At 67.7% G+C, this 19,071-nt stretch carries 19 protein-coding genes; 7 read left to right on the plus strand and 12 right to left on the minus strand.

Annotated elements, in window-relative coordinates; all coding sequences use genetic code 11:
- The first annotated feature begins 71 nt into the window (after nt 1-71).
- The gene (locus VH569_RS09005; protein ID WP_423315043.1) at nt 72-1,340 is read left to right on the plus strand and encodes a CynX/NimT family MFS transporter; all 1,269 of its coding nucleotides are present in this window, start codon (nt 72-74) and stop codon (nt 1,338-1,340) included.
- A gap of 13 nt (nt 1,341-1,353) precedes the next feature.
- Here the strand turns inward: VH569_RS09005 and hydA are convergent, their stop codons facing one another.
- From hydA to VH569_RS09035, 6 genes are all read right to left on the minus strand, one after another.
- Entirely contained in the window at nt 1,354-2,790 is a 1,437-nt protein-coding gene (gene hydA, locus VH569_RS09010; protein ID WP_423315044.1) for a dihydropyrimidinase, read from the minus strand.
- A gap of 56 nt (nt 2,791-2,846) precedes the next feature.
- On the minus strand, nt 2,847-4,100 hold the full coding sequence (locus VH569_RS09015) for a cysteine desulfurase-like protein (RefSeq protein WP_423315045.1): 1,254 nt from the start codon (nt 4,098-4,100) through the stop codon (nt 2,847-2,849).
- A 17-nt stretch (nt 4,101-4,117) separates the two neighbouring features.
- Entirely contained in the window at nt 4,118-4,645 is a 528-nt protein-coding gene (locus tag VH569_RS09020; RefSeq protein ID WP_423315046.1) for an ureidoglycolate lyase, read from the minus strand.
- Nucleotides 4,642-5,421 carry an amino acid ABC transporter ATP-binding protein gene (locus VH569_RS09025; protein WP_423315093.1) on the minus strand — a complete coding sequence of 260 codons (780 nt, stop codon included), beginning with the start codon at nt 5,419-5,421 and terminating at the stop codon, nt 4,642-4,644. The genes VH569_RS09020 and VH569_RS09025 overlap by 4 nt, the downstream gene beginning before the upstream one ends.
- A gap of 31 nt (nt 5,422-5,452) precedes the next feature.
- Nucleotides 5,453-6,124: an amino acid ABC transporter permease gene (locus tag VH569_RS09030; protein ID WP_423315047.1), complete on the minus strand. Its 672-nt coding sequence runs from the start codon at nt 6,122-6,124 to the stop codon at nt 5,453-5,455.
- Nucleotides 6,125-6,228: 104 nt separating this feature from the next.
- The gene (locus VH569_RS09035; RefSeq protein ID WP_423315048.1) at nt 6,229-7,029 is read right to left on the minus strand and encodes a transporter substrate-binding domain-containing protein; all 801 of its coding nucleotides are present in this window, start codon (nt 7,027-7,029) and stop codon (nt 6,229-6,231) included.
- 192 nt (nt 7,030-7,221) lie between these two features.
- On the opposite strand from VH569_RS09035, the gene VH569_RS09040 reads away from it, so the two are divergent.
- A complete protein-coding gene (locus VH569_RS09040) occupies nt 7,222-7,941 on the plus strand; it encodes a FadR/GntR family transcriptional regulator (RefSeq protein WP_423315049.1) in 720 nt (239 codons plus the stop codon).
- Nucleotides 7,942-7,950: 9 nt separating this feature from the next.
- Here the strand turns inward: VH569_RS09040 and VH569_RS09045 are convergent, their stop codons facing one another.
- The 5 genes from VH569_RS09045 to VH569_RS09065 are packed head-to-tail and all read right to left on the minus strand — an operon-like array spanning nt 7,951 to nt 12,811.
- Nucleotides 7,951-9,231: a TRAP transporter large permease subunit gene (locus VH569_RS09045; protein WP_423315050.1), complete on the minus strand. Its 1,281-nt coding sequence runs from the start codon at nt 9,229-9,231 to the stop codon at nt 7,951-7,953.
- Nucleotides 9,232-9,279: 48 nt separating this feature from the next.
- Nucleotides 9,280-9,825, minus strand: coding sequence for a TRAP transporter small permease (locus VH569_RS09050; protein WP_423315051.1), 546 nt, complete (start codon nt 9,823-9,825; stop codon nt 9,280-9,282).
- Between the two features lie 43 nt (nt 9,826-9,868).
- Nucleotides 9,869-10,807, minus strand: coding sequence for a dihydrodipicolinate synthase family protein (locus tag VH569_RS09055; RefSeq protein WP_423315052.1), 939 nt, complete (start codon nt 10,805-10,807; stop codon nt 9,869-9,871).
- Between the two features lie 56 nt (nt 10,808-10,863).
- Nucleotides 10,864-11,760 (minus strand): ribokinase, encoded by an 897-nt coding sequence (locus VH569_RS09060; protein WP_423315054.1) that lies wholly within the window; start codon nt 11,758-11,760, stop codon nt 10,864-10,866.
- Between the two features lie 28 nt (nt 11,761-11,788).
- Nucleotides 11,789-12,811, minus strand: a complete 1,023-nt coding sequence (locus VH569_RS09065; protein ID WP_098738441.1) for a TRAP transporter substrate-binding protein — start codon at nt 12,809-12,811, stop codon at nt 11,789-11,791.
- Nucleotides 12,812-13,072: 261 nt separating this feature from the next.
- On the opposite strand from VH569_RS09065, the gene VH569_RS09070 reads away from it, so the two are divergent.
- Nucleotides 13,073-14,095: a substrate-binding domain-containing protein gene (locus tag VH569_RS09070; RefSeq protein WP_423315055.1), complete on the plus strand. Its 1,023-nt coding sequence runs from the start codon at nt 13,073-13,075 to the stop codon at nt 14,093-14,095.
- On the opposite strand, the gene VH569_RS09075 is transcribed toward VH569_RS09070, so the two are convergent.
- Entirely contained in the window at nt 14,092-15,039 is a 948-nt protein-coding gene (locus tag VH569_RS09075; RefSeq protein ID WP_423315056.1) for a LysR substrate-binding domain-containing protein, read from the minus strand. The two genes, VH569_RS09070 and VH569_RS09075, sit on opposite strands and share 4 nt — an antisense overlap.
- Nucleotides 15,040-15,260: 221 nt before the next feature.
- Between VH569_RS09075 and VH569_RS09080 the strand changes: the two genes are divergently transcribed.
- The 4 genes from VH569_RS09080 (at nt 15,261) to VH569_RS09095 (ending at nt 19,058) form a co-directional block, all read left to right on the plus strand.
- Complete coding sequence (locus VH569_RS09080; RefSeq protein WP_098738439.1) at nt 15,261-16,010, plus strand: SDR family NAD(P)-dependent oxidoreductase; 750 nt, start codon at nt 15,261-15,263, stop codon at nt 16,008-16,010.
- Nucleotides 16,011-16,035: 25 nt separating this feature from the next.
- Complete coding sequence (locus tag VH569_RS09085; RefSeq protein WP_423315057.1) at nt 16,036-16,893, plus strand: transketolase; 858 nt, start codon at nt 16,036-16,038, stop codon at nt 16,891-16,893.
- A complete protein-coding gene (locus VH569_RS09090) occupies nt 16,890-17,906 on the plus strand; it encodes a transketolase family protein (RefSeq protein ID WP_423315058.1) in 1,017 nt (338 codons plus the stop codon). The genes VH569_RS09085 and VH569_RS09090 overlap by 4 nt, the downstream gene beginning before the upstream one ends.
- Nucleotides 17,907-18,017: 111 nt before the next feature.
- Nucleotides 18,018-19,058 carry a TRAP transporter substrate-binding protein gene (locus VH569_RS09095; protein WP_174469157.1) on the plus strand — a complete coding sequence of 347 codons (1,041 nt, stop codon included), beginning with the start codon at nt 18,018-18,020 and terminating at the stop codon, nt 19,056-19,058.
- Nucleotides 19,059-19,071 lie beyond the last annotated feature (13 nt).

Raw genomic sequence — 19,071 nt, forward strand, 5'->3', positions numbered from 1 at the left:
GGGCGGGTTGACCCTGCGGGCAACCAATGGTCGATTGCTTGGCCCCGCCAACAAAACCGCCCAGGCTGCTCATGACCATCGAAAGCGCCGCCGGCCGATCCGCCGAGCCTCCCAGCGGCGGCCCGGCGGCCACCCGGCCCGCCCCCCTTCCGACGAAAAACTCACAGGCGGAGAACCCGGCGCTGCATCATCCGCTGCTGGTCGCCGTCACCCTCGTGCTGGTGGCGCTGAACCTGCGGCCGGCGCTGTCGAGCCTTGCACCGGTGATGGGCGATGTGGTGCGCGATGCCGGCCTGAGTTCGGGACAGGCCGGACTGCTGACGACCTCGCCCGTGCTTTGCCTCGGCCTGTTCGGGGTGATCGCACCGCGTCTGGCCCAGCGCTTCGGCACGGAGCGGACGATTTTCTTCACGCTGCTGGTCCTGGGGTTCGGCGTCGCGCTGCGCGGGGTCGGCAATTTCGCCGCGCTGTTCGCCGGGGCGACGCTGGCGGGTGCGGGGATCGGCATCATCGGCGTGCTGCTGCCCGCCGTCGTGAAGCGCGATTTCCCCCGCAAGATCAGCCTGATGATGGGGGTCTACACCATGGCGCTCTGCGCCGGGGCGGCAACCGCCGCGGGCGCAACGGTGCCGCTGGAACGGGCGCTCGGGCAATGGACCGGCGCCCTGGCCTTTTGGGCGGTGCCGGCGGTGGTGGCGGCATTGGCCTGGCTGCCGCTGACCCGCGGACGGCAGAGCGAAGCCGGCCCCGCCGGCGCGTCCGTGCGCGGCCTGTGGGGCAACCGCCTGGCCTGGCAGATCACCCTGTTCATGGGGCTGCAATCGGCTTTGGCCTACATCGTGCTCGGCTGGATGGCGCCGATGCTGCGCGACCGCGGGTTCGACCCGACGACGGCCGGACTGATCGTTTCCGGCTCGGTCATGGTTCAGGTGGTGGCGGCGCTGGTCGCGCCCATGCTGGCGACGCGGACGCCGAGCCAGAGTTTCGCCGCCGTCTCGATGCTCGGTTGCAGCCTCGTCGGCATGGTCGGCTGCCTCTACGCTCCGCTCTGGACCATCGCGCTGTGGGCAGTGATCCTCGGAATCGGTCAGGGCGGAGCCTTCGCCGTCGCCCTGACCCTGATCGTGCTGCGCTCACCCGACAGCCGCATCGCGTCGCATCTGTCGGGCATGTCGCAGAGCGTCGGCTATACGCTGGCGTCCGGCGGCCCGTTTCTGGTCGGGCTGCTGCATGGCTGGAGCGGCGACTGGCACGCCTCCGCCCTGCTTTTCGTCGTGATCGCGGTGGCGGCGGCCGTCTTCGGCTATCTCGCCGGCCGCCCCCGCCAACTCCGCCTCTGATCGCGCGCTCCGCTCAGTCATACTGAGTCGGGCGGCGGCCGCGCGGTGCCGCGAAGGGCGAGATCGACCGGTGCAGGAACCGGCCATCGCCCGCCTTGCCGGTCTGCACGCCCTTGTCGATGATGACGGTGCCGCGCAGCAGGACGGTTTCGGGCCAGCCCGTCACCTCCATGCCTTCATAGGGCGTGTAGTCGGCCCCGTGATGCATCAGCTCCTGGGTGATCGTCACCTTGCGGTCGGGGTCCCACAGCACGAGGTCGGCATCCGCCCCGATGGCGATGCTGCCCTTGCGCGGGGCGAGACCGTACATCCGGGCATGGTTGGTGGATGTCAGGGCGACGAACTCCTGCAAGGAAATCCGCCCCTTCCCCACCCCTTCGGAAAACAGGATCGGCAGCCGGACCTCGACGCCGGGGATGCCGTTGGGGACCCATTTGAAGGCCGTGCGCTCGCCCTGCTTCTTCTTGCCGGCGGGGCTGTCGAAGCGGAAGGGGCAATGGTCGGAGGAGAAGACCGAGAACAGCCCGGATTGCAGGCCGGTCCAGCAGGCGTCCTGGCTTTCCTTGTCGCGCGGCGGCGGGCTGCAAACATATTTGGCACCCTCCATGTTCAGCCCCTTCAGGTCGTCGGCCGTCAGGGTCAGATACTGGGTGCAGGTTTCGGCATAGACCTTCAGGCCGCGGCTCTGCGCCCAGCGGATCTGCTCGATGGCGTCGGCGGACGAGACATGGACGATCATGATCGGCACGTCGACGATCTCGGCGAAGGAGATGGCGCGGTGGGTCGCCTCCCGTTCCACCGGGATCGGACGGGATTCGGCATGGTAATAGGGATCGGTGCGGCCGGCGCGCTCCAGCCGTTCGGTCAGGAACTTGATGGCGTCGTAGCCTTCGGCATGGACCATCACCAGCGCCTTCTCGCGCCGGGCGACGTCGAACACCTCCAGAAGCTCGCGGTCGTTCAGCTTCAAATCGTCATAGGTCATGAAGACCTTGAACGAGGTGTAGCCGTCCTGCACCAGCGCCGGCAGCTCCTGGCCCAGCACCTGCTCGGTGGGGTCGGAGATGATGAGGTGGAAGGAATAGTCGGTCAGGCACTGGCCTTCCGCCCGCGCGTGGTAAGTCTGCACCGCCGCGCGCAGCGATTTGCCCTTGGGCTGGAGCGCGAAGGGGATGACCGTCGTGTTGCCGCCGAAGGCCGCGGACAGCGTGCCGCTGCGGAAATCGTCGGCCATGATCGTGCCGTCGTCGCCGTCCTGCGCGATGTGGACGTGACTGTCGATGCCACCCGGCATCACCAGCCTGCCGGAAGCATCGAGGACCTGTCCCGACGTGTCGAGCCGTTCGGCCAGCGCCACAATGCGGCCGTCCTTGATGCCAATGTCGCAGCGGCTGACATCGGCGGCCGTGACCACCGTGCCGTTGCGCACCACCAGATCGAACTCAGCCATGTGCCTGATCCTGTTCCAGATGTGATCGGTCGGTCATCTTCGGGTCGGCCCTAGGCTCACCGCCGCTGCGGCATGGCACTGCCGAGGGCGTCGATGAGACGGTCGACCTCGTCCAGCGTGTTGTAATGGAGCAGGGACACGCGGATCACGCCGTTGACCGCGGCCAGCCCCAGCGTCTCCACGAGGCGCTTGGCATAGAAATCGCCGAAGCGGATGCCGATCATCGACGCATCGACCGCGCTCACCACCTCGTCGGACCGGTATCCGTCCACCACGAAGCTGATGGTCGGCACCCGCAGGGAGCGGTCGGCCGCTGCGTGGCCGATGACCTTCACATCGTTGCGTCCGCGCAGATAGGCGAGCAGCCGTTCGGCAAGCGCCTCCTCATGGGCGGCGATGGCGTCGAAGGCGGCCTCGATCCTGGCTCGGCGCGGCCCGGTGGCGCCGCAGCGCTCGCCCAGCTCGGCAAGGTAATCGACGATGCCGGTGCAGCCGACGGCGAGTTCGTAATTCACGTTGCCGGGCTGGAGCTTGTAGGGGATCACCGTCTGGTCGATGAAGTAATGGTTGAGGCTGGGCAGCGCCGCCAGATGCTCGTGCTTGCCGTAGAGAACGGCGAAATGGGGACCATAGACCTTGTAGAAGCTGAAGACATAGTAATCGACATCCCAGCCGGCGACATCCAACGCGCGATGCGGCGCATAGGCGACGGCATCGACCAGCAGCTTGGCGCCGTGCCGGTGCACCAGCCGGGCGATGTCGGCCACCGGGTTGATGGTGCCGAGGATGTTCGAGGCATGGGTGACGCAGACGAGCCGCGTGCGCCCGTTCAGCAGCGATTCCAGATCGTCCAGCGCCAGTTCCAGGCTGTCGGGGCGGACCGCCCAGGTCCGGATCACGGCGCCCTTCTCCTCCAGCTTGCGCCAGGGTCCGATGTTGGCCTCGTGGTCGCAGTTGGTGACGACGATCTCGTCGCCGGGCCGGATCCGGTCGGCCATCGCCGCCGACAGGGTGTAGAGCAGGGCCGTGGTGCTCCCGCCCATCACCACCTCGTCCGGCCGGGCAGCGCCGATCAACTCGGCGATGTCGGCATGGGCGTCGGCGACCCGCGCGCCGGACTTCCGCGACACGGCGTAGCTGGCCCCCAGCTGCACGTTGCTGGTCAGCAGATAATCCCGGATGCGGTCGGCAACGCGCGTCAGGGTCTGGGAACCCCCGGCATTGTCCATGAAGATCCAGTCGCCGGCGAGCGCCGGGAACTGGGCGCGGACAAAGGACAGATCGAGCGGGGAGGTCGTCACGTTCGACACGGGTTCGGTTCCTTCGGTCAGATCGCCGCGGCGTGGTCGGCGACCAGCAGCGGCACGGACAGGGAGACGACGCGGCAGTCGGCGTCGGGATCGGGAGCGCGCCACATCATCATGGCGAAGTCGGCGGTCTCGTCGAGAGCCACAAGCGGACAGTGCCAGACCCCTCCCGCATAGGTGATCGCCTGATCGGGACCGGCGACGAAGGCGCGGGCGGTGTCGGGATCCGGCTCGCCCCCGTCGTCGGCGAGGGCGGCCACCACCAGGAAGCGCCCGCCGGTCATGGGGACGAATGTCTGGCTGCTGAGCGGATGCTGCTCCATCGCCGTCACGGCGAAGGGCAGCTGCGACGGGGTGATGCGGTAGAGCGCCAGCACCGGCGGCAGCGGCTCGCCGGCGAAGCCCAGCCCATGCTCGGCGTCATAGCGGATGCCGCGCCCGTCATTGACCAGGGACGACCTGCCCATGCCGGCGGAAAGCACCGTGCCGAACGGGGCGAAGGCGTCGCTGGTCAGCGGCACCGCCGGGATGATCCGGGCGGCGCTCAATGGTTCAGGACCGCTTGCAGGAAGGCGCGGGCGCGCTCCTCCCTGGGTGCGGAGAAGAAGGCTTCCGGTTTCGCCTCCTCGACGATCTGGCCGCGCTCCATGAAGATGACGCGGTCGGCCACACGGCGGGCAAAGCCCATCTCGTGGGTGACGATCACCATCGTGACGCCGGTGCGGGCCAGCGACTGCATGACGTCCAGCACCTCGCCGACCATCTCGGGGTCGAGCGCCGAGGTCGGCTCGTCGAACAGCAGGATTTTCGGTTCCATCGCCAGCGCACGGGCGATGGCGACGCGCTGCTGCTGGCCGCCCGACAGCTGGCCGGGGAACTTGCCGGCCTGTTCGGCGATGCCGACACGGGTCAGCAGTTCCATCGCCCGCTCCTCGGCGGCCTTCGGTGCCAGCTTGCGCACCCGGATCGGCGCCAGCGCGACGTTGCGGAGCACGGTCATGTGGGGGAACAGGTTGAAGCTCTGGAACACCATCCCGACCTCGCTGCGGACGGCAGCCAGATTGGGACCGGGCCGGACGGCGACATTGTCCACCGTCACGGTTCCGGAATCGTAGGTCTCCAGCAGGTTGATGCAGCGGATCAGGGTCGATTTCCCCGACCCCGACGGGCCGAGCAGAACGACCACCTCGCCTTCCCCGACATCGAGGTTGATGCCGGACAGGGCGCAGAAGCTGCCATACATCTTGCGCAGGTCGCGGATGGCGATGATCGGCCGGCCGGCCGGGGGCGCGGATGCCGCCCTGCCCGCTTCCCCCGCCTGCATATCCCCCGGCTGGATATCGTTGATCTGCATGTCAGCGGCGCTCCCTGGCGAAGTGTCGTTCCAGCGTGCCCACGGCGCGCACCATCGGCAGGAGCAGCAGCACATACAGCGCGGCAGCGCCGATCAGCGGCGTCGGGTTCGCCGCCAGCGCCTGGGCCTGGGTCGCCTGCTTCAGCAGGTCCGGCATCGCGACGACGGAGGCGAGCGCGGTGTCCTTCATCACGTTGATGCAGTTGCTGGTCATCGGCGGAATGACGATGCGGACGGCCTGCGGCAGGACGATATCCCCCATCATGCTCCAGTAGGACAGGCCGAGCGCCTGACTGGCCTCGAACTGGCCGCGCGGGATCGCCTGGATGCCGGCCCGCAGGATTTCCGCGCTGTAGGCGGCGCTGACCAGCGACAGGGCGGTGGTGGCGGATGCGAAGGGGGAAAGCCGGATGCCGACGAACGGCAGGGCGTAGTAGACGATGACCAGAAGCACCAGGATGGGAATGGCGCGGAACAGGTCGATGTAGAGCACCCACAGTCCGCTCAGGACCGGCGGGCCGTAAAGACGCAGAAGAGCGAGGGCCAGGCCGCCGATCAGGCCGAGCACGATGCTGAGGATCCCCAGCGACAGCGTGGTGCCCAGCCCCATCAGCAGGAGCGGCAGCGCATCCCACAGCACCCTTCCGTTGAAGAAGGTGTCGATCAAATCCATAAGGGAATGTCCAGGCATGGGCCGGGCACGCGCAACTCAGGCGCCGTGTGCCCGGCCATGGGGTCCGATGACGGGGTGTCCAATGGCGGGGAGACGGTCCGCGCTCAGGACTTCTTCGGGATGTCGAGGATCTTGACGGTGCTGCCGTCGGCGTCGGGCTTCACGCCGAACCACTTCTCATGCAGGGCGGCCAAGGTGCCGTCCTTCTTCATCGCGGTGATCTGGTCGTTGACGGCGGGCAGCAGCGGGCTGTCCTTGGCCAGCATCACGGAATAGCGCTCACCGGTCGGGATGCGCTGGACGACTTTGAACTGCGGCTTGTCCTTGGTGTAGTAGAGCAGCGCCGGGATGTCGCTGATGTAGCCGTCCAGGCGCCCGGCCCCGAGGTCGAGCATCGCCGGCTGGAGCCCCTCGTAGCGGCGGACATCGCCGAAGCTGTATTTGGCCTGGTTCTGGTTCACCCACATGTCGCCGGTGGAGCCGGTATCGACGCCCAGCGACTTGCCTTTCAGGTCATTGACACTCTTCAGCGGGGTGTTCGCCCGCACGGTCAGCGACTGGTCGCTGTCATAGTAGGGCTGGGCGAAGGAGACCGACTCCAGCCGCTTGTCGGTGATGGTGATCGACGAGATCGCCATGGCGATCCGGCCCGACTGGACGGCGGAGAACAGGCCGTTGAAGGGGATGTTGACGATCTCCACCGTCTTGCCCAGGCGCTTGGCCGCCTCGTTGACCACGTCGATCTCGAAGCCGACGAACTTGCCGGTCGCGTCCTGGAACTCCCACGGGACGTTGCCGATGTTGGCGCCGACGGCGAGGTCGGCGGCGTGGGCCGGTGCGAAGCCGCCCCAGACGGTGGCGGAGGCCGCGGCGAAGAGAGCGAATTTGAGAATCTGTCTGCGCATGGCTGTACCTGCGTCTCCCTGCATGGGTGGGTGAATGCCTGACGCGAATCCCTGAAAGCCGGTTTTGTCGTTTTCTTTGGTCTGATAGGCCATACCGGTCTGACCAGTTGGATTGCACGCCCTTTCTGGGCTATTGTCAAGGCGTCGCGTGGGGCACCCCGGCAAGAGCAACGACAGACAGGGATCGGCAGGATGCGTGGACGGCTGTTGGTGCCACAGGCGGCGGTCGAGAAGATCCGCCGGATCATCGACGAACAGGGGCTGCGGCCGGGCGACCAGCTGCCGCCCCAGCGCGAGCTTGCCGAGAGGCTGAGCATCAGCCGGGCATCGCTGCGCGAGGCGCTGTCGGCGCTGGAAACCCTCGGCCTGATCCGGATCGAGGTGGGGCGCGGCGTCTTTCTCACCGACGGCAAGCCGCCGGACCCGGTCGCCGCCTGGCGGTTCGCCGACCTCTATTCGCCCCGCGAGGTTTACGAGGCGCGGCTGGCGCTGGAGCCGCAGGCAGCCCAACTGGCCGCCATCGCCCTGCCCGACGCCGCGCTCGACACGCTGTCCAGCACGCTGGTGCGGATGCGCACCGCCTTCGAGGCGCATGACTTCGCCCAGGCCGGGGTGGAGGACAGCAAGTTCCACCACCTGATCGTCGAAGGCTGCGGCAACCGCATGTTCAAGGACCTGTTCCGCACGGTCGATGCGGTGGTCACGGAGATCCAGACGCTTCCCTTCGCCCAGGAGGACCGCATCTGGGAAACACTGGAGGAGCACGAACGGATTTTAAGGGCGTTGCAGACACGCGACGGCGCCCGCGCGGCGCAGGCGATGTCCGATCACATCACCGGTGCCGCGGGGCGCCTGGGCATCCTGCTGGGTGCCGGGAGAGCTGCCGAACCCGTGGCCGGCAGCTCCCTGTAGGGGATCGGCTCAGCCCGCGAACCAGCGGGCCGGGACCATCACCAGCGACGGGAACAGCACCAGCAGGGTCAGCACCAGAAGCTGGGCGAGCAGGAAGGGCCAGACGCCGCGCATCAGGCTGCCCATGTTCAGCTTCGCGACGCCGGCCACCACGTTCAGCACGGTGCCGACCGGCGGGGTGATCAGGCCGATGGCGTTGTTGATGATGAACAGCACGCCGAAATAGACGGGGTCGATGCCGGCCTGCTTGATCACCGGCATCAGAACCGGGGTCAGGATCAGGATGGTCGGCGTCATGTCCATCGCCGTCCCGACGATCACCACCAGCACCATGATGGCGGCCATCAGCAGGGTCGGGCTGCCCATGAAGGGCTCCAGCATCTCGCCGACCTGGGCCGGCAGGTTGGCGATGGTGATCATCCAGGCCGACACCATGGCGGCGGCGACCAAGAACATCACCACCGCGGTGGTGGTGGCCGCCGAGGCGAACAGGTCGAACAGCTGCGACGGCTTCAGCTCGCGATAGACCACCACGGCGACGAACAGCGCGTAGACCGCCGCCACCACCGCCGCCTCGGTGGGCGTGAAGATGCCGAACTTCAGGCCGAAGATGATGATGCCCGGCAGCATCAGCGCCCAGAAGCCGTCCTTCACCGCCGCCGCGACCTCGCCCTTCGTCGCGCGCGGCGGCGGGGCCAGATTCTCGTGACGGACGACCAGCCACCAGGCGGCGACCAGACCCAGACCCAGCATCAGGCCCGGAAAGATGCCGGCCAGGAACAGCTTGGTGATCGACACGTTGGCTGCGACGCCGAACAGGATGAAGCCGATGCTGGGCGGGATGATCGGCGCGATGATGCCGCCGGCGGCGATCAGCCCGCAGGAGCGCGCCTTGTCATGGCCGGCCCGCACCATCATCGGCACCAGCAGGGCCGACAGGGCGGCGGCATCGGCCACCGCCGACCCGGACAGGCTGGCGAGGATGCAGGAAGCGAGAATGGCGACATAGCCGAGCCCGCCGCGGATATGGCCGACCAGCGCCATCGCCACGGCGACGATGCGCCGCGACAGGCCGCCGGCATTCATCACCTCGCCCGCCAGCATGAAGAAGGGCACGGCGACCAGCGGGAAGCTGTCGGCGCCGTTGACGACGTTCTGAGCGACGATCTGGGCGTCGAACAGGTCCATATGGAACATCAGCGCCACGCCGCACAGCAGCAGCGCGAAGGCGATCGGCGTGCCGATGGCCATGGCCCCCAGCAGCGAGCCGAGGAAGACGGTGACGGTCATGGGAGAAACTCCTTGCCGCTCGGGCTATCGCGGAATCAGGCCAAGGGATCAGGCGTGCCGGCCGGTGGGCGCATGGGTGGCGTCGGCCGTTTCCTCGGACTCCGTCACCGTGATCAGCTCGCCGTCCTTGAGGCGGCCGGTGAGCGCACGGACGAGGTTGTAAGCCAGGATCACCAGCGCCAGGACGCCGAACACCACGCCGGAGCCATAGAAGAACCCCATCGACAGGCCGGTGGCCGGCGCCGTCACCGACAGGTTGATCAGGGTCTGGTCCCAGCTGCCGCCGAGCAGCAGGCCGGTCGCGTAGATCATCAGCAGATGGCTGAGGCAGAAGCAGACCAGCCGCCCCGTCCTGGGCAGGAGGGCGACCATGGTGTCCATGCCGAGATGGCCGTGCTTGTGCAGCGCCACCACCGCGCCCATGAAGGTCATCCAGACGAAGAGAAGCCGCGACAGCTCCTCCGACACCGTGATGCCGCTGTTGAAGCCGTAGCGCAGCACCACGTTGCCGAACACCAGCACCAGCATGCCGGCCAGACAGGCCACGATCGCGACCTTCAGAACGAAGACATACCCGTCGATGAAGCGGCCCATCCGTTCCTCCCCTAAAGCTCTTTTCGTTCAGGACCCCGTCAGGTCATTCGGCCGGCAGGGCCGCGATTTTGGCGCGGAAGGCGTCGGTGCCGGCGACGACCTTGTCGAGCACCGCGTCGAGCGCCCAGAAGCGTTCGCGCACGTCGTACTGGATCACCCGGCAGCGGATCGACCCGAAGGTGCCGAGGCGCTGGTGGTACATCTTGGCGAAGGCCGGATAGCCCAGGCTTTCCGACACCGCGGCCACCACCAGGAAGGTCGCCAGCTCGTCCGCCAGTTCGGGATGGCGGTCGCCATGCAGCCGCATCCAGCGGTAGAGGTCGGGGTGGATGTTGGTGAAGACGCCGGTGAAGCCCGGCGACCCGGCCCGCATTGCGTCGCGCGCGATGGCGGCGTTGGCGTTGATGATGGCGAGGTCGGAGCCCTCAGCGATCTTCAGCCGGCGCTCGACCGTCGGCAGATCGCAGCTGACGTCCTTCAGCAGGACGAAGCGGCCGCTGTCGATGCACAGCCGCAGTTCCTCGTCGCTCAGCAGCCGGCGGTAGGGCGCCGGGCACTCGTAGAGGCCGAGCGGGATGTCGCTCGGCAGACGCTCCAGCAGATGGGACAGGTGATGGCGGAACGCCTCGGTTCCCTCGTTCTTCGGGTCGAGGTGGTTGGTCACCAGAACCAGCGCGTCGCCACCGGTGGCGGCCATCGCCGTCAGCTCCTCGACCTGGGCGTCGAGGTCGTCGCTGATGTGGCCCGACACCACCACCGGCACCCGGCCGGCGACGGCAGCGACGACGAATTTCGCCAGATCCACCCGCTCGGCCAGCGACAGGAACTGCATCTCGCTGGACTGGCAGACGGCGAACAGGGCGTCGGCGCCGTTGGCGAGATACCACTCGATCAGGCGGGTCAGCCCCGGAAAATCGATCTCGCCGGCATCGGTGAAGGGGGTCAGCATCACCGGAATGATGCCGTCAATGCGCTGCGCCATGGGAAGACTTCCAATCGGGAGGGAATGCGAAAGCAAGAGAATGGACGGGTGGCCGGTCAGGCGACCGCCAGCCCGCCGAGTGCTCTGTCGGTTTCCGCCGCCGCCGGCAGGCTGGCCTGACCGCCGGCCCGCGTGCAGGACAGCGAGGCGGCGCAGGCGGCGCGGCGGATGGCGGCGGCGAGCGGCCGGCCGCGGTCCAGTTCGGCCGCCAGCACTCCGACGAAGCAATCGCCGGCCCCGGTGGTGTCGCGCACCGCGACGGCGGGAGCCGGCTGCCGGCCATTGCCGTTCACTGCCGACCATTCGACGCCGTCGCCGCCCAGCGTGCGGATCACCGTGCCGCCCAGCAGGGAACAGAGCGACGGCGCGTCGCCGGCGCAACCGAGATGGTTGCCGAGCCACGCCGCCTCATCCTCGTTGACCACCAGGATGTCGACGGACTTCAGCACGGGGAGCGGCAGCGGGGCCGCCGGAGCGAGGTTCAGGATCACCCGCGCCCCGAGCCGGCGGGCGCGCAGGATCAGCGCCGCGGTCTCGCCGGGATCGGACTCCATCTGCACGATCAGATTCGTGCCGGGCGAGAGAAGCGCGTCCTCCACCTGATCGGCACGCGCCTGCAGGTTGGCCCCGCCGGCGACGACGATCTGGTTGCGGCCCGCCGCGTCGGTGCAGACGGCGGCGGTGCCGGTCGCCCGGTCTGTCACCGCGACACGGGACAGATCGACACCGGCGCCGCGCAGACCGCTCAGCGCGGTTTCCTTCAGCCCGTCGCCGCCGACGGCCCCGACCATGGTCACCGCGGCGCCGTCGCGGGCGGCGGCGACGGCCTGGTTGGCCCCCTTTCCGCCGGGATGCAAATCCAGCGACCGCGCCAGCAGGGTCTGCCCGGCAAGGGGCAGGTCCTCCATGGCGAAGATCATGTCGAGGTTGATGGATCCGAAGACGACGATCATGGCTCTGCTCCGCTGCCTTACCGCACCGTCACTGGGCGGCGCGCGCCTTGGCGATTTCGGCCTGGGCCTGCGCCATCAGGGCGGGATCGACCTTCTGCGAGAACTTCTCGACCACCGGGCGGATCTTGGCGCGGAACTTCTCGACTTCCGCCGGGGCCAGCTCGGTGACGGTCATGCCCTTGGCCTTCAGCTCGTCCACCGCCTTGCTCGCCTGCTCGCGCGAGACGCGGCGCTCGTAATCGCGCGCTTCCAGCGTGGCGTCCTGGATCAGCTTGCGCTCGTCCTCGTTCAGCTTGGCCCAGAACTTGGCGCCGACCAGCACGGCCTGCGGGTTGTACATGTGGTTGCTGAGCGTCAGGTACTTCTGCACCTCGTTCAGCTTAGCGGTCAGGATGCTGGGGGCCGGGTTCTCCTGGCCGTCGACCGTCTTGCTCTCAAGCGCGGTGTAGACTTCCGGGAAGGGCAGCGGCACGGCGTTGGCACCCAGCGTGTTGAACAGGTCGATGTAGATCGGCGACTGCACGACTCGGATCTTCAGGCCGGCGATGTCTTCCACCGTGGCGATCGGGCGGCGGCTGTTGGTCAGCTGGCGGAAGCCGAGTTCCCAATAACCGAGACCGACCAGCCCCTTGGCCGACAGCTTGTCCAGCAGGGTCTTGCCGACCGGGCCGTCCATCACGGCATCGGCGACCTTCGGCGAGTCGAACTGGAACGGCAGGTCGACCATGACGAAATTGTCGTCCAGGCTCGACAGCAGCCCGGCATTCAGCACCGTCATCTCGACGATGCCGCCCTGGAGCGCGGAGATCATCTGCACGTCGCCGCCCAGCACGCCGTTGGTGAAGAGCTGGACCTTGATCTTGCCGCCGCTCTTCTCCTTCACGATCTCGGCGAACTTCGCCATGCCCAGCGCCAGCGGCGACCCGTCGGCACCGGCGCTCGCCAGCTTCATGGTGTGCGCGCCGATCTCCGCCGCATTGCCCATGCCACTGAACAGCAACATGCCTGCCGTGACGGCGCTCGCCAGAACTGCCTGAAGACCGTTGCGCATACCATTCCTCCTGATGCGGCCCGTTCGTCGGCGGGCCTTCGCGGGTTGCCATGGGAAAAACGGGCCGGGAAACGTGAGCGCGTCACAGGGCCGGCACCATTGATGTAAGCGCTTACATAGATCGCGTCACGGACTGATGCAACAACAAACTTGACGTGGATTGGAGGATATGTAACCGCTTTCAATGAAGCGGTTCCGCACAACCTTATGGAGATGCCGGCGATGTCAGAGCGCGATCCGAAGCCCGGACCTGCGCCCCGTGTGTCTGGTGCACCGCGTGCGCCCCGTGCCGTGGATGTCGCCGCGGCGGCGGAAGTGTCGATCGCCACCGTTTCGCGCGTCTTCAACAATCCGGAAAAGGTTGCCCCGGCGATCCGCGAACGCGTGCTGGCGACCGCCAAGGCGATGGGCTGGATGCCGCATGCCGCCGGCAGCGCGCTGGCCCGCCGCCGCACCTCCATCGTCGGGGCGGTGATCCCCACCCTCGACAACGAGGTGTTCGCCGCCCAGGTCGGGGCGATGCAGGCCGCCTTCGCCGACCGCGGCATCACGCTGCTGCTGAGCTGTTTCAATTACGACCAGGATCAGGCGGCGCACGACGTCCAGGCGATGCTGGCCCGCGGGGTGGAGGCGCTGGCCATTGTCGGCGAGGCGCACCGGCCCGACCTGTTCGCCAGCATCCAGGCCCGGCACATTCCCTATGTCGTCACCTACAGCCACCGGCCGGACAGCCCACATCCCTGCATCGGCTTCGACAACCGGCAGGCCTTCCACAGCATCGCCCGCCACCTGCTCGACCTCGGCCACGAAACCATCGGGGTCATCATCCAGCCGACCGCCGGCAACGACCGTGTCGCCGCGCGCCTGGACGGTGTGCGCGAGGCGCTGGCCCAACGCGGCCTCGGCATCCGCCCGCAGCATCTGTGCGAAGGCGAATGGAGCATCGATTTCGGCCGGCAGAGCGTGCGCGCCATGCTGGCGACCGATCCGCCGCCGACCGCCGTGATCTGCGGCAACGACTACCTCGCCCTCGGCGCCCTGCTGGAGGCGCGGGCGATGGGACTGACGGTGCCGCATGACCTCAGCATCACCGGCTTCGACGACATCGCCATCAGCCGCCAGCTCGACCCGCCGCTGACCACCATGCACGTCGACAATCACGAGATCGGCCGGCGCGCCGCCGCCTATCTGCTCGCCTGCCTGGAGGGGAGCCGGCCGGCCGCACTGCCGCCGCTGGTGCCGACCCTGATCCGCCGGGGAACGACGGCGGCTCCGCACACTTAACGCGCCGCCGCCACCCCTTGCAGGGACGCGAGGTAGCGCTCCTCCCACTGGCGGCAGGATTCCAACTCGTCGAACAGCCAGTCGCGGAAGAGCCGGACCTTCGGCAGGTCGAAGGACGACTTCAAGGTCACGAAGCCATGCCCCTGCGCCTTGAGCGGCCGGGGCGGAAACGGAATCACCAGCCTGCCCGACTCCAGTTCCCGCCGGGCGAGCAGCAGGCTGTCCAGGCAGACCCCCATCCCGTTCACCGCGGCGTTGATCGCCATGAAGGACCGGTCGAAGCGCAGGCCGCGCTCCATGTCCAGCTGTACGCCGCGATGCCGGCGGGCCCAGTCGCGCCAGCCGACGATGTTGATTTCCGAATGGATCAGGATATGGCGGCTCAGATCCTGCGGCCGGCGGATCGGGTTCAGGCCATTGGCCAGCTCCGGGGCGCACATCGGCACGATGGTGTCCTCCGGGAACTGGGCCATCACGCAACCGGACGGCGGCGGACCGGGTTTGTAGCGGATGTCGATGTCCACCGCCCCCGTCGTCAGGTCGATGGGTGAGACCGATGCCTGGAGCCGGATGTCGATGGCCGGGTGAAGCTCCTTCACGCGGTTCAGCCGCGGCATCAGCCATTGCGTGGCGAAGCTCGGCATCGAACGCACGGTCAGGATGGTGGTGCCAGCCCCGGCGGTGGTGGCGTTGCGCGTGGCGGTGTCGATGCGGGCGAAGGCGGCGATGATTTCGGAGGCATAGGCCCGCCCCGCGTCGGTCAGCGTCACCGACCGGTGAACCCGATGGAACAGCGGAAAGCCCAGCTGCTCCTCCAGAAGCTTCACCTGATGGCTGATCGCCGACGGCGTCAGCCCGAGATCCTGCGCTGCGGTTGCAAAGGATTGCAACCTCGCGGCAGCCTCGAACGCTTGCAACGCCTTGATTGAGACCCGCTTCCGCATCGCAGCATTTCAGTGAATTCAGTTCATCTAATTGCGATCTTATTCGTTTGTCAGGCTCATCTCAAGAACATAGTATTTCCTCAACGGTCGGCTGAACGAACCATCAGCGGACCACACCGAACACCCCGATAGCCCGACAAAACTCCCAACAAATCCGATGCTCCGTCGCGGCACCCGCATGGCCGCCACGGCGGAGCCTGCTTCGAGAAGAGGAAGCGACCATGCTGCTGTCCAACAAGGTCTGTGTGATCACCGGGGCGGCGTCGCGCCGCGGCATCGGCCGGGCGACCGCCAAGCTCTTCGCGCTGCATGGCGGGCGCGCGATCATCCTGGATCTCGACGCCGCCCAGGCTGCCGAAGCCGCCGCCGAACTGGGCGAGGCGCATCGCGGCTTGGCCTGCGACGTGACCGACCGCGACGCCTGCTTCGCCGCCGCCAACCGCGTGGTGGAGGAGTTCGGCCGCATCGACGTGCTGGTCAACAACGCCGGCATCACCCAGCCGCTGAAGTTCATGGACATCGGCCCGAAGAATTACGAGGCGGTGACCGACGTCAGCCTGCGCGGCACGCTCTACATGAGCCAGGCGGTCGTCCCCCACATGCGGGAGCGCAAGTCCGGCTCCATCGTATGCATCTCGTCGGTGTCGGCGCAGCGCGGCGGCGGCATTTTCGGCGGCCCGCATTACAGCGCGGCCAAGGCCGGCGTGCTGGGTCTGGCCAAGGCGATGGCGCGCGAACTGGGACCGGACAATGTCCGCGTCAACTCGGTCACGCCCGGCCTGATCCAGACCGACATCACCGGCGACAAGCTGACCCCGGAACTGCGGACGGAAATCCTGAAGGGCATTCCGCTGAACCGCCTGGGCGACGCCGACGACGTGGCCCGCTCCTGCCTGTTCCTGGCGTCCGAGCTGTCCTCCTACGTCACCGGCGCCACGCTCGACGTCAACGGCGGCATGCTGATCCACTGATCCCGAAATGCTGGAGACACCTCCCGTGGACACCGCAACCGACACCACCCCGCTGGGGCACAATGTGCCGCTGGCCGAACGCGCCTACCGCATCCGCCGCAACGCCCTGCTGATGGGCGAAGTGCAGGGCCAGGGCTATATCGGGCAGGCGCTGGACATCGCCGACGTGCTGGCGGTCTCCTACTTCCACGCCATGACGTACCGGCCCGAGGATCCGCATTGGGAGGGGCGCGACCGCTTCCTGCTGTCCAACGGCCATTACGCCATCGCCCTCTACGCCGCCCTGATCGAGGCCGGCATCGTCCCGGCCGAAGAGCTGGAGACCTACGGCAGCGACGACAGCCGCCTGCCGATGTCGGGCATGGCCGCCTACACGCCGGGCATGGAGATGTCGGGCGGCTCGCTCGGCCTCGGCCTCGGCATCGCGGTCGGCATCGGGCTGGGGCTGAAGCGCAAGAACTCCGCCAGCCGCGTCTACACCCTGTTCTCCGACGGCGAGCTGGACGAGGGCTCGGTGTGGGAAGCCATCATGTCGGCCGCCCATTACAAGCTCGACAATCTGATCGCCATGGTCGACGTCAACAACCAGCAGGCCGACGGCCCGTCGACCCAGGTGATGGCGTTCGAGCCGCTGGTGGACAAGCTGGAGGCCTTCGGCTGGTTCGTCCAGCGGATCGACGGCAACGACATGGACGCGGTGGTCGCCGCCTTCGACGCCGCCAAGTCCCACCCGGAGCCCAAGCCGCGGATGATCGTCTGCGACACCAAGATGGGCAAGGGCGTGCCCTTCCTCGAATCCCGCGAAAAGAACCACTTCATCCGCGTCGACGCGCACGAATGGCAGCTGGCGCTGGACGCGCTCGACGCCGGGAGGACCGCATGAGCACCGCCGCCACCACCCCCGGCTCCAACGCCGCCAAGCCGCGCCTGAAGACCTCCGCCATGATCGCCTCCATCGCGGCGGAGGGGCAGCGGACGAAACCGGCCCCCTTCGGCCATACGCTGGTCGAGCTGGCGAAGCAGCGGCCGGAGATCGTCGGCATGACCGCCGATCTCGCCAAATACACCGACCTGCACATCTTCGCCCAGGCCTTCCCGGACCGCTTCTATCAGATGGGGATGGCCGAACAGCTGCTGATGGGTGCCGCGTCGGGCATGGCGCATGAGGGCATGATGCCCTTCGTCACCACCTACGCCGTCTTCGCCTCGCGCCGCGCCTACGACTTCGTCCACCAGACGATTGCGGAGGAGAATCGCAACGTCAAGATCGCCTGCGCCCTGCCGGGCCTGACCTCCGGCTATGGCCCGAGCCATCAGGCGGCCGAGGATCTGGCGCTGTTCCGCGCCATGCCGAACATGGTGGTGATCGACCCCTGCGACGCGCACGAGATCGAGCAGGTGGTGCCCGCCATGGCCGCCCACAACGGCCCGGTCTATATGCGCCTGCTGCGCGGCAATGTCCCGCTGGTGCTGGACGAGTACGACTACCAATTCGAACTCGGCAAGGCCAAGCTGCTGCGCGACGGCGCCGACGTGCTGGTCATCTCGTCCGGCATCATGACGATGCGGGCGCTGGAGGTGGCGCAGCGGCTGGAGGCCGACAAGGTCGGCGTCGCCGTGCTGCACGTCCCCACCATCAAGCCGCTCGACACCGAGACCATCCTGCGCGAGGCGGCGCGCACCGGCCGCATGGTGGTGGTGGCGGAGAACCACACCGTCATCGGCGGGCTGGGCGAGGCGGTGGCCGGCACCCTGCTGCGCGCCGGCGTCACCCCGGTCTTCCGCCAGATCGGCCTGCCCGACGAGTTCCTGAAGGCCGGCGCCCTGCCGACCCTGCACGACCTCTACGGCATCTCCACCGATGCGATGGCGGCCAGCATCAAGGGCTGGCTGTAAGGGCCTTCGGGACGCGGGGAGGCTGTCTCCCCGCCCTGGCCGCCGTCAGATCCAGCCGCCCAAGAAAGCCGAACCCCAAAAAACCAATCATAGACCTCCGGAGAGGAAACCATGCTCAAGATGCCGCCCTTCCGCGCGACCTCCTTCCGTCCCAGCCGCCGCGCCGTTCTGGCCGCCGCCGGCGCCATGCCGCTGGTCACCATCCTGAAATACCCGGCGGACGCCGCCGAGTTCCAGTTCAAGTACGCCACCGGCCAGGACCCGACCCATCCCGTCAACATCCGCGCCCAGGAAGCGATCGACCGCATCCGCGAGGCGACCTCCGGCCGGCTGGACATCAAGCTGTTCCCGGCCAACCAGCTGGGCAGCGACACCGACCTGCTGGGTCAGGTGCGCAACGGCGGCGTCGAGATCTTCAATCTCAGCTCGCTGATCCTCGCCACCTTCGTCCCGGTGTCCGGCATCACCAGCATGGGCTTCGCCTTCAACGACTACAACGCCGTCTGGCAGGCGATGGACGGCGACCTCGGCAAGCACATCCGCGCCGAGATCGCCAAGACCCCGATCATGACGCTCGGCAAGATCTGGGACAACGGCTTTCGCCACGTCACCTCCTCCACCCGCGTCATCAAGACCGCCGACGACATCAAGGGCTTCAAGATGCGGGTGCCGCCGGCGCCGGCGCTGACCTCGCTGTTCAAGGCCATCGGCGCCGCTCCCGCCCCGATCAATTTCAACGAGCTGTATTCCGCGCTCCAGACCGTGGTGGTGGAGGGGCAGGAAAACCCGCTGGCGATCATCGCCACCGCCCGCCTGTACGAGGTGCAGAAGACCTGCAGCCTGACCGGCCATGTCTGGGACGGCTACTGGGTGCTGGGCAACAAGCGGGCCTTCGCCAAGCTGCCGGCCGATGTCCAGGGGATCGTCGGCCGCGAACTGGACCGCTCGGCCGACGACCAGCGCGCCGACATCGCCGCCCTGAACGACAGCCTTCAGAAGGATCTGGCCGCCAAGGGGCTGACCTTCCACACCGTCGACCGCGAGCCGTTCCGCAAGGCGCTGTCCTCGACCAGCTTCTATCAGGAGTGGAAGGACAAGTACGGCGCGACCGCCTGGGAACTGCTGGAGAAGGTGTCCGGCAAGCTCGGCTGAGACCGTCCGGGCC

Origin of the sequence: Azospirillum sp. 11R-A (assembly GCF_049472615.1) — a bacterium.
Classification (GTDB): domain Bacteria; phylum Pseudomonadota; class Alphaproteobacteria; order Azospirillales; family Azospirillaceae; genus Azospirillum; species Azospirillum palustre.

Excerpts from the sequence above, each read along its gene's own strand:
- VH569_RS09005 (WP_423315043.1), top strand. The coding sequence starts at position 72 with ATGACCATCGAAAGCGCCGCCGGCCGATCCGCCGAGCCTCCCAGCGGC.
- hydA (WP_423315044.1), bottom strand. The coding sequence starts at position 2,790 with ATGGCTGAGTTCGATCTGGTGGTGCGCAACGGCACGGTGGTCACGGCC.
- VH569_RS09025 (WP_423315093.1), bottom strand. The coding sequence starts at position 5,421 with ATGCAGGCGGGGGAAGCGGGCAGGGCGGCATCCGCGCCCCCGGCCGGC.
- VH569_RS09030 (WP_423315047.1), bottom strand. The coding sequence starts at position 6,124 with ATGGATTTGATCGACACCTTCTTCAACGGAAGGGTGCTGTGGGATGCG.
- VH569_RS09035 (WP_423315048.1), bottom strand. The coding sequence starts at position 7,029 with ATGCGCAGACAGATTCTCAAATTCGCTCTCTTCGCCGCGGCCTCCGCC.
- VH569_RS09040 (WP_423315049.1), top strand. The coding sequence starts at position 7,222 with ATGCGTGGACGGCTGTTGGTGCCACAGGCGGCGGTCGAGAAGATCCGC.
- VH569_RS09045 (WP_423315050.1), bottom strand. The coding sequence starts at position 9,231 with ATGACCGTCACCGTCTTCCTCGGCTCGCTGCTGGGGGCCATGGCCATC.
- VH569_RS09050 (WP_423315051.1), bottom strand. The coding sequence starts at position 9,825 with ATGGGCCGCTTCATCGACGGGTATGTCTTCGTTCTGAAGGTCGCGATC.
- VH569_RS09055 (WP_423315052.1), bottom strand. The coding sequence starts at position 10,807 with ATGGCGCAGCGCATTGACGGCATCATTCCGGTGATGCTGACCCCCTTC.
- VH569_RS09060 (WP_423315054.1), bottom strand. The coding sequence starts at position 11,760 with ATGATCGTCGTCTTCGGATCCATCAACCTCGACATGATCTTCGCCATG.
- VH569_RS09065 (WP_098738441.1), bottom strand. The coding sequence starts at position 12,811 with ATGCGCAACGGTCTTCAGGCAGTTCTGGCGAGCGCCGTCACGGCAGGC.
- VH569_RS09075 (WP_423315056.1), bottom strand. The coding sequence starts at position 15,039 with ATGCGGAAGCGGGTCTCAATCAAGGCGTTGCAAGCGTTCGAGGCTGCC.
- VH569_RS09080 (WP_098738439.1), top strand. The coding sequence starts at position 15,261 with ATGCTGCTGTCCAACAAGGTCTGTGTGATCACCGGGGCGGCGTCGCGC.
- VH569_RS09090 (WP_423315058.1), top strand. The coding sequence starts at position 16,890 with ATGAGCACCGCCGCCACCACCCCCGGCTCCAACGCCGCCAAGCCGCGC.
- VH569_RS09095 (WP_174469157.1), top strand. The coding sequence starts at position 18,018 with ATGCTCAAGATGCCGCCCTTCCGCGCGACCTCCTTCCGTCCCAGCCGC.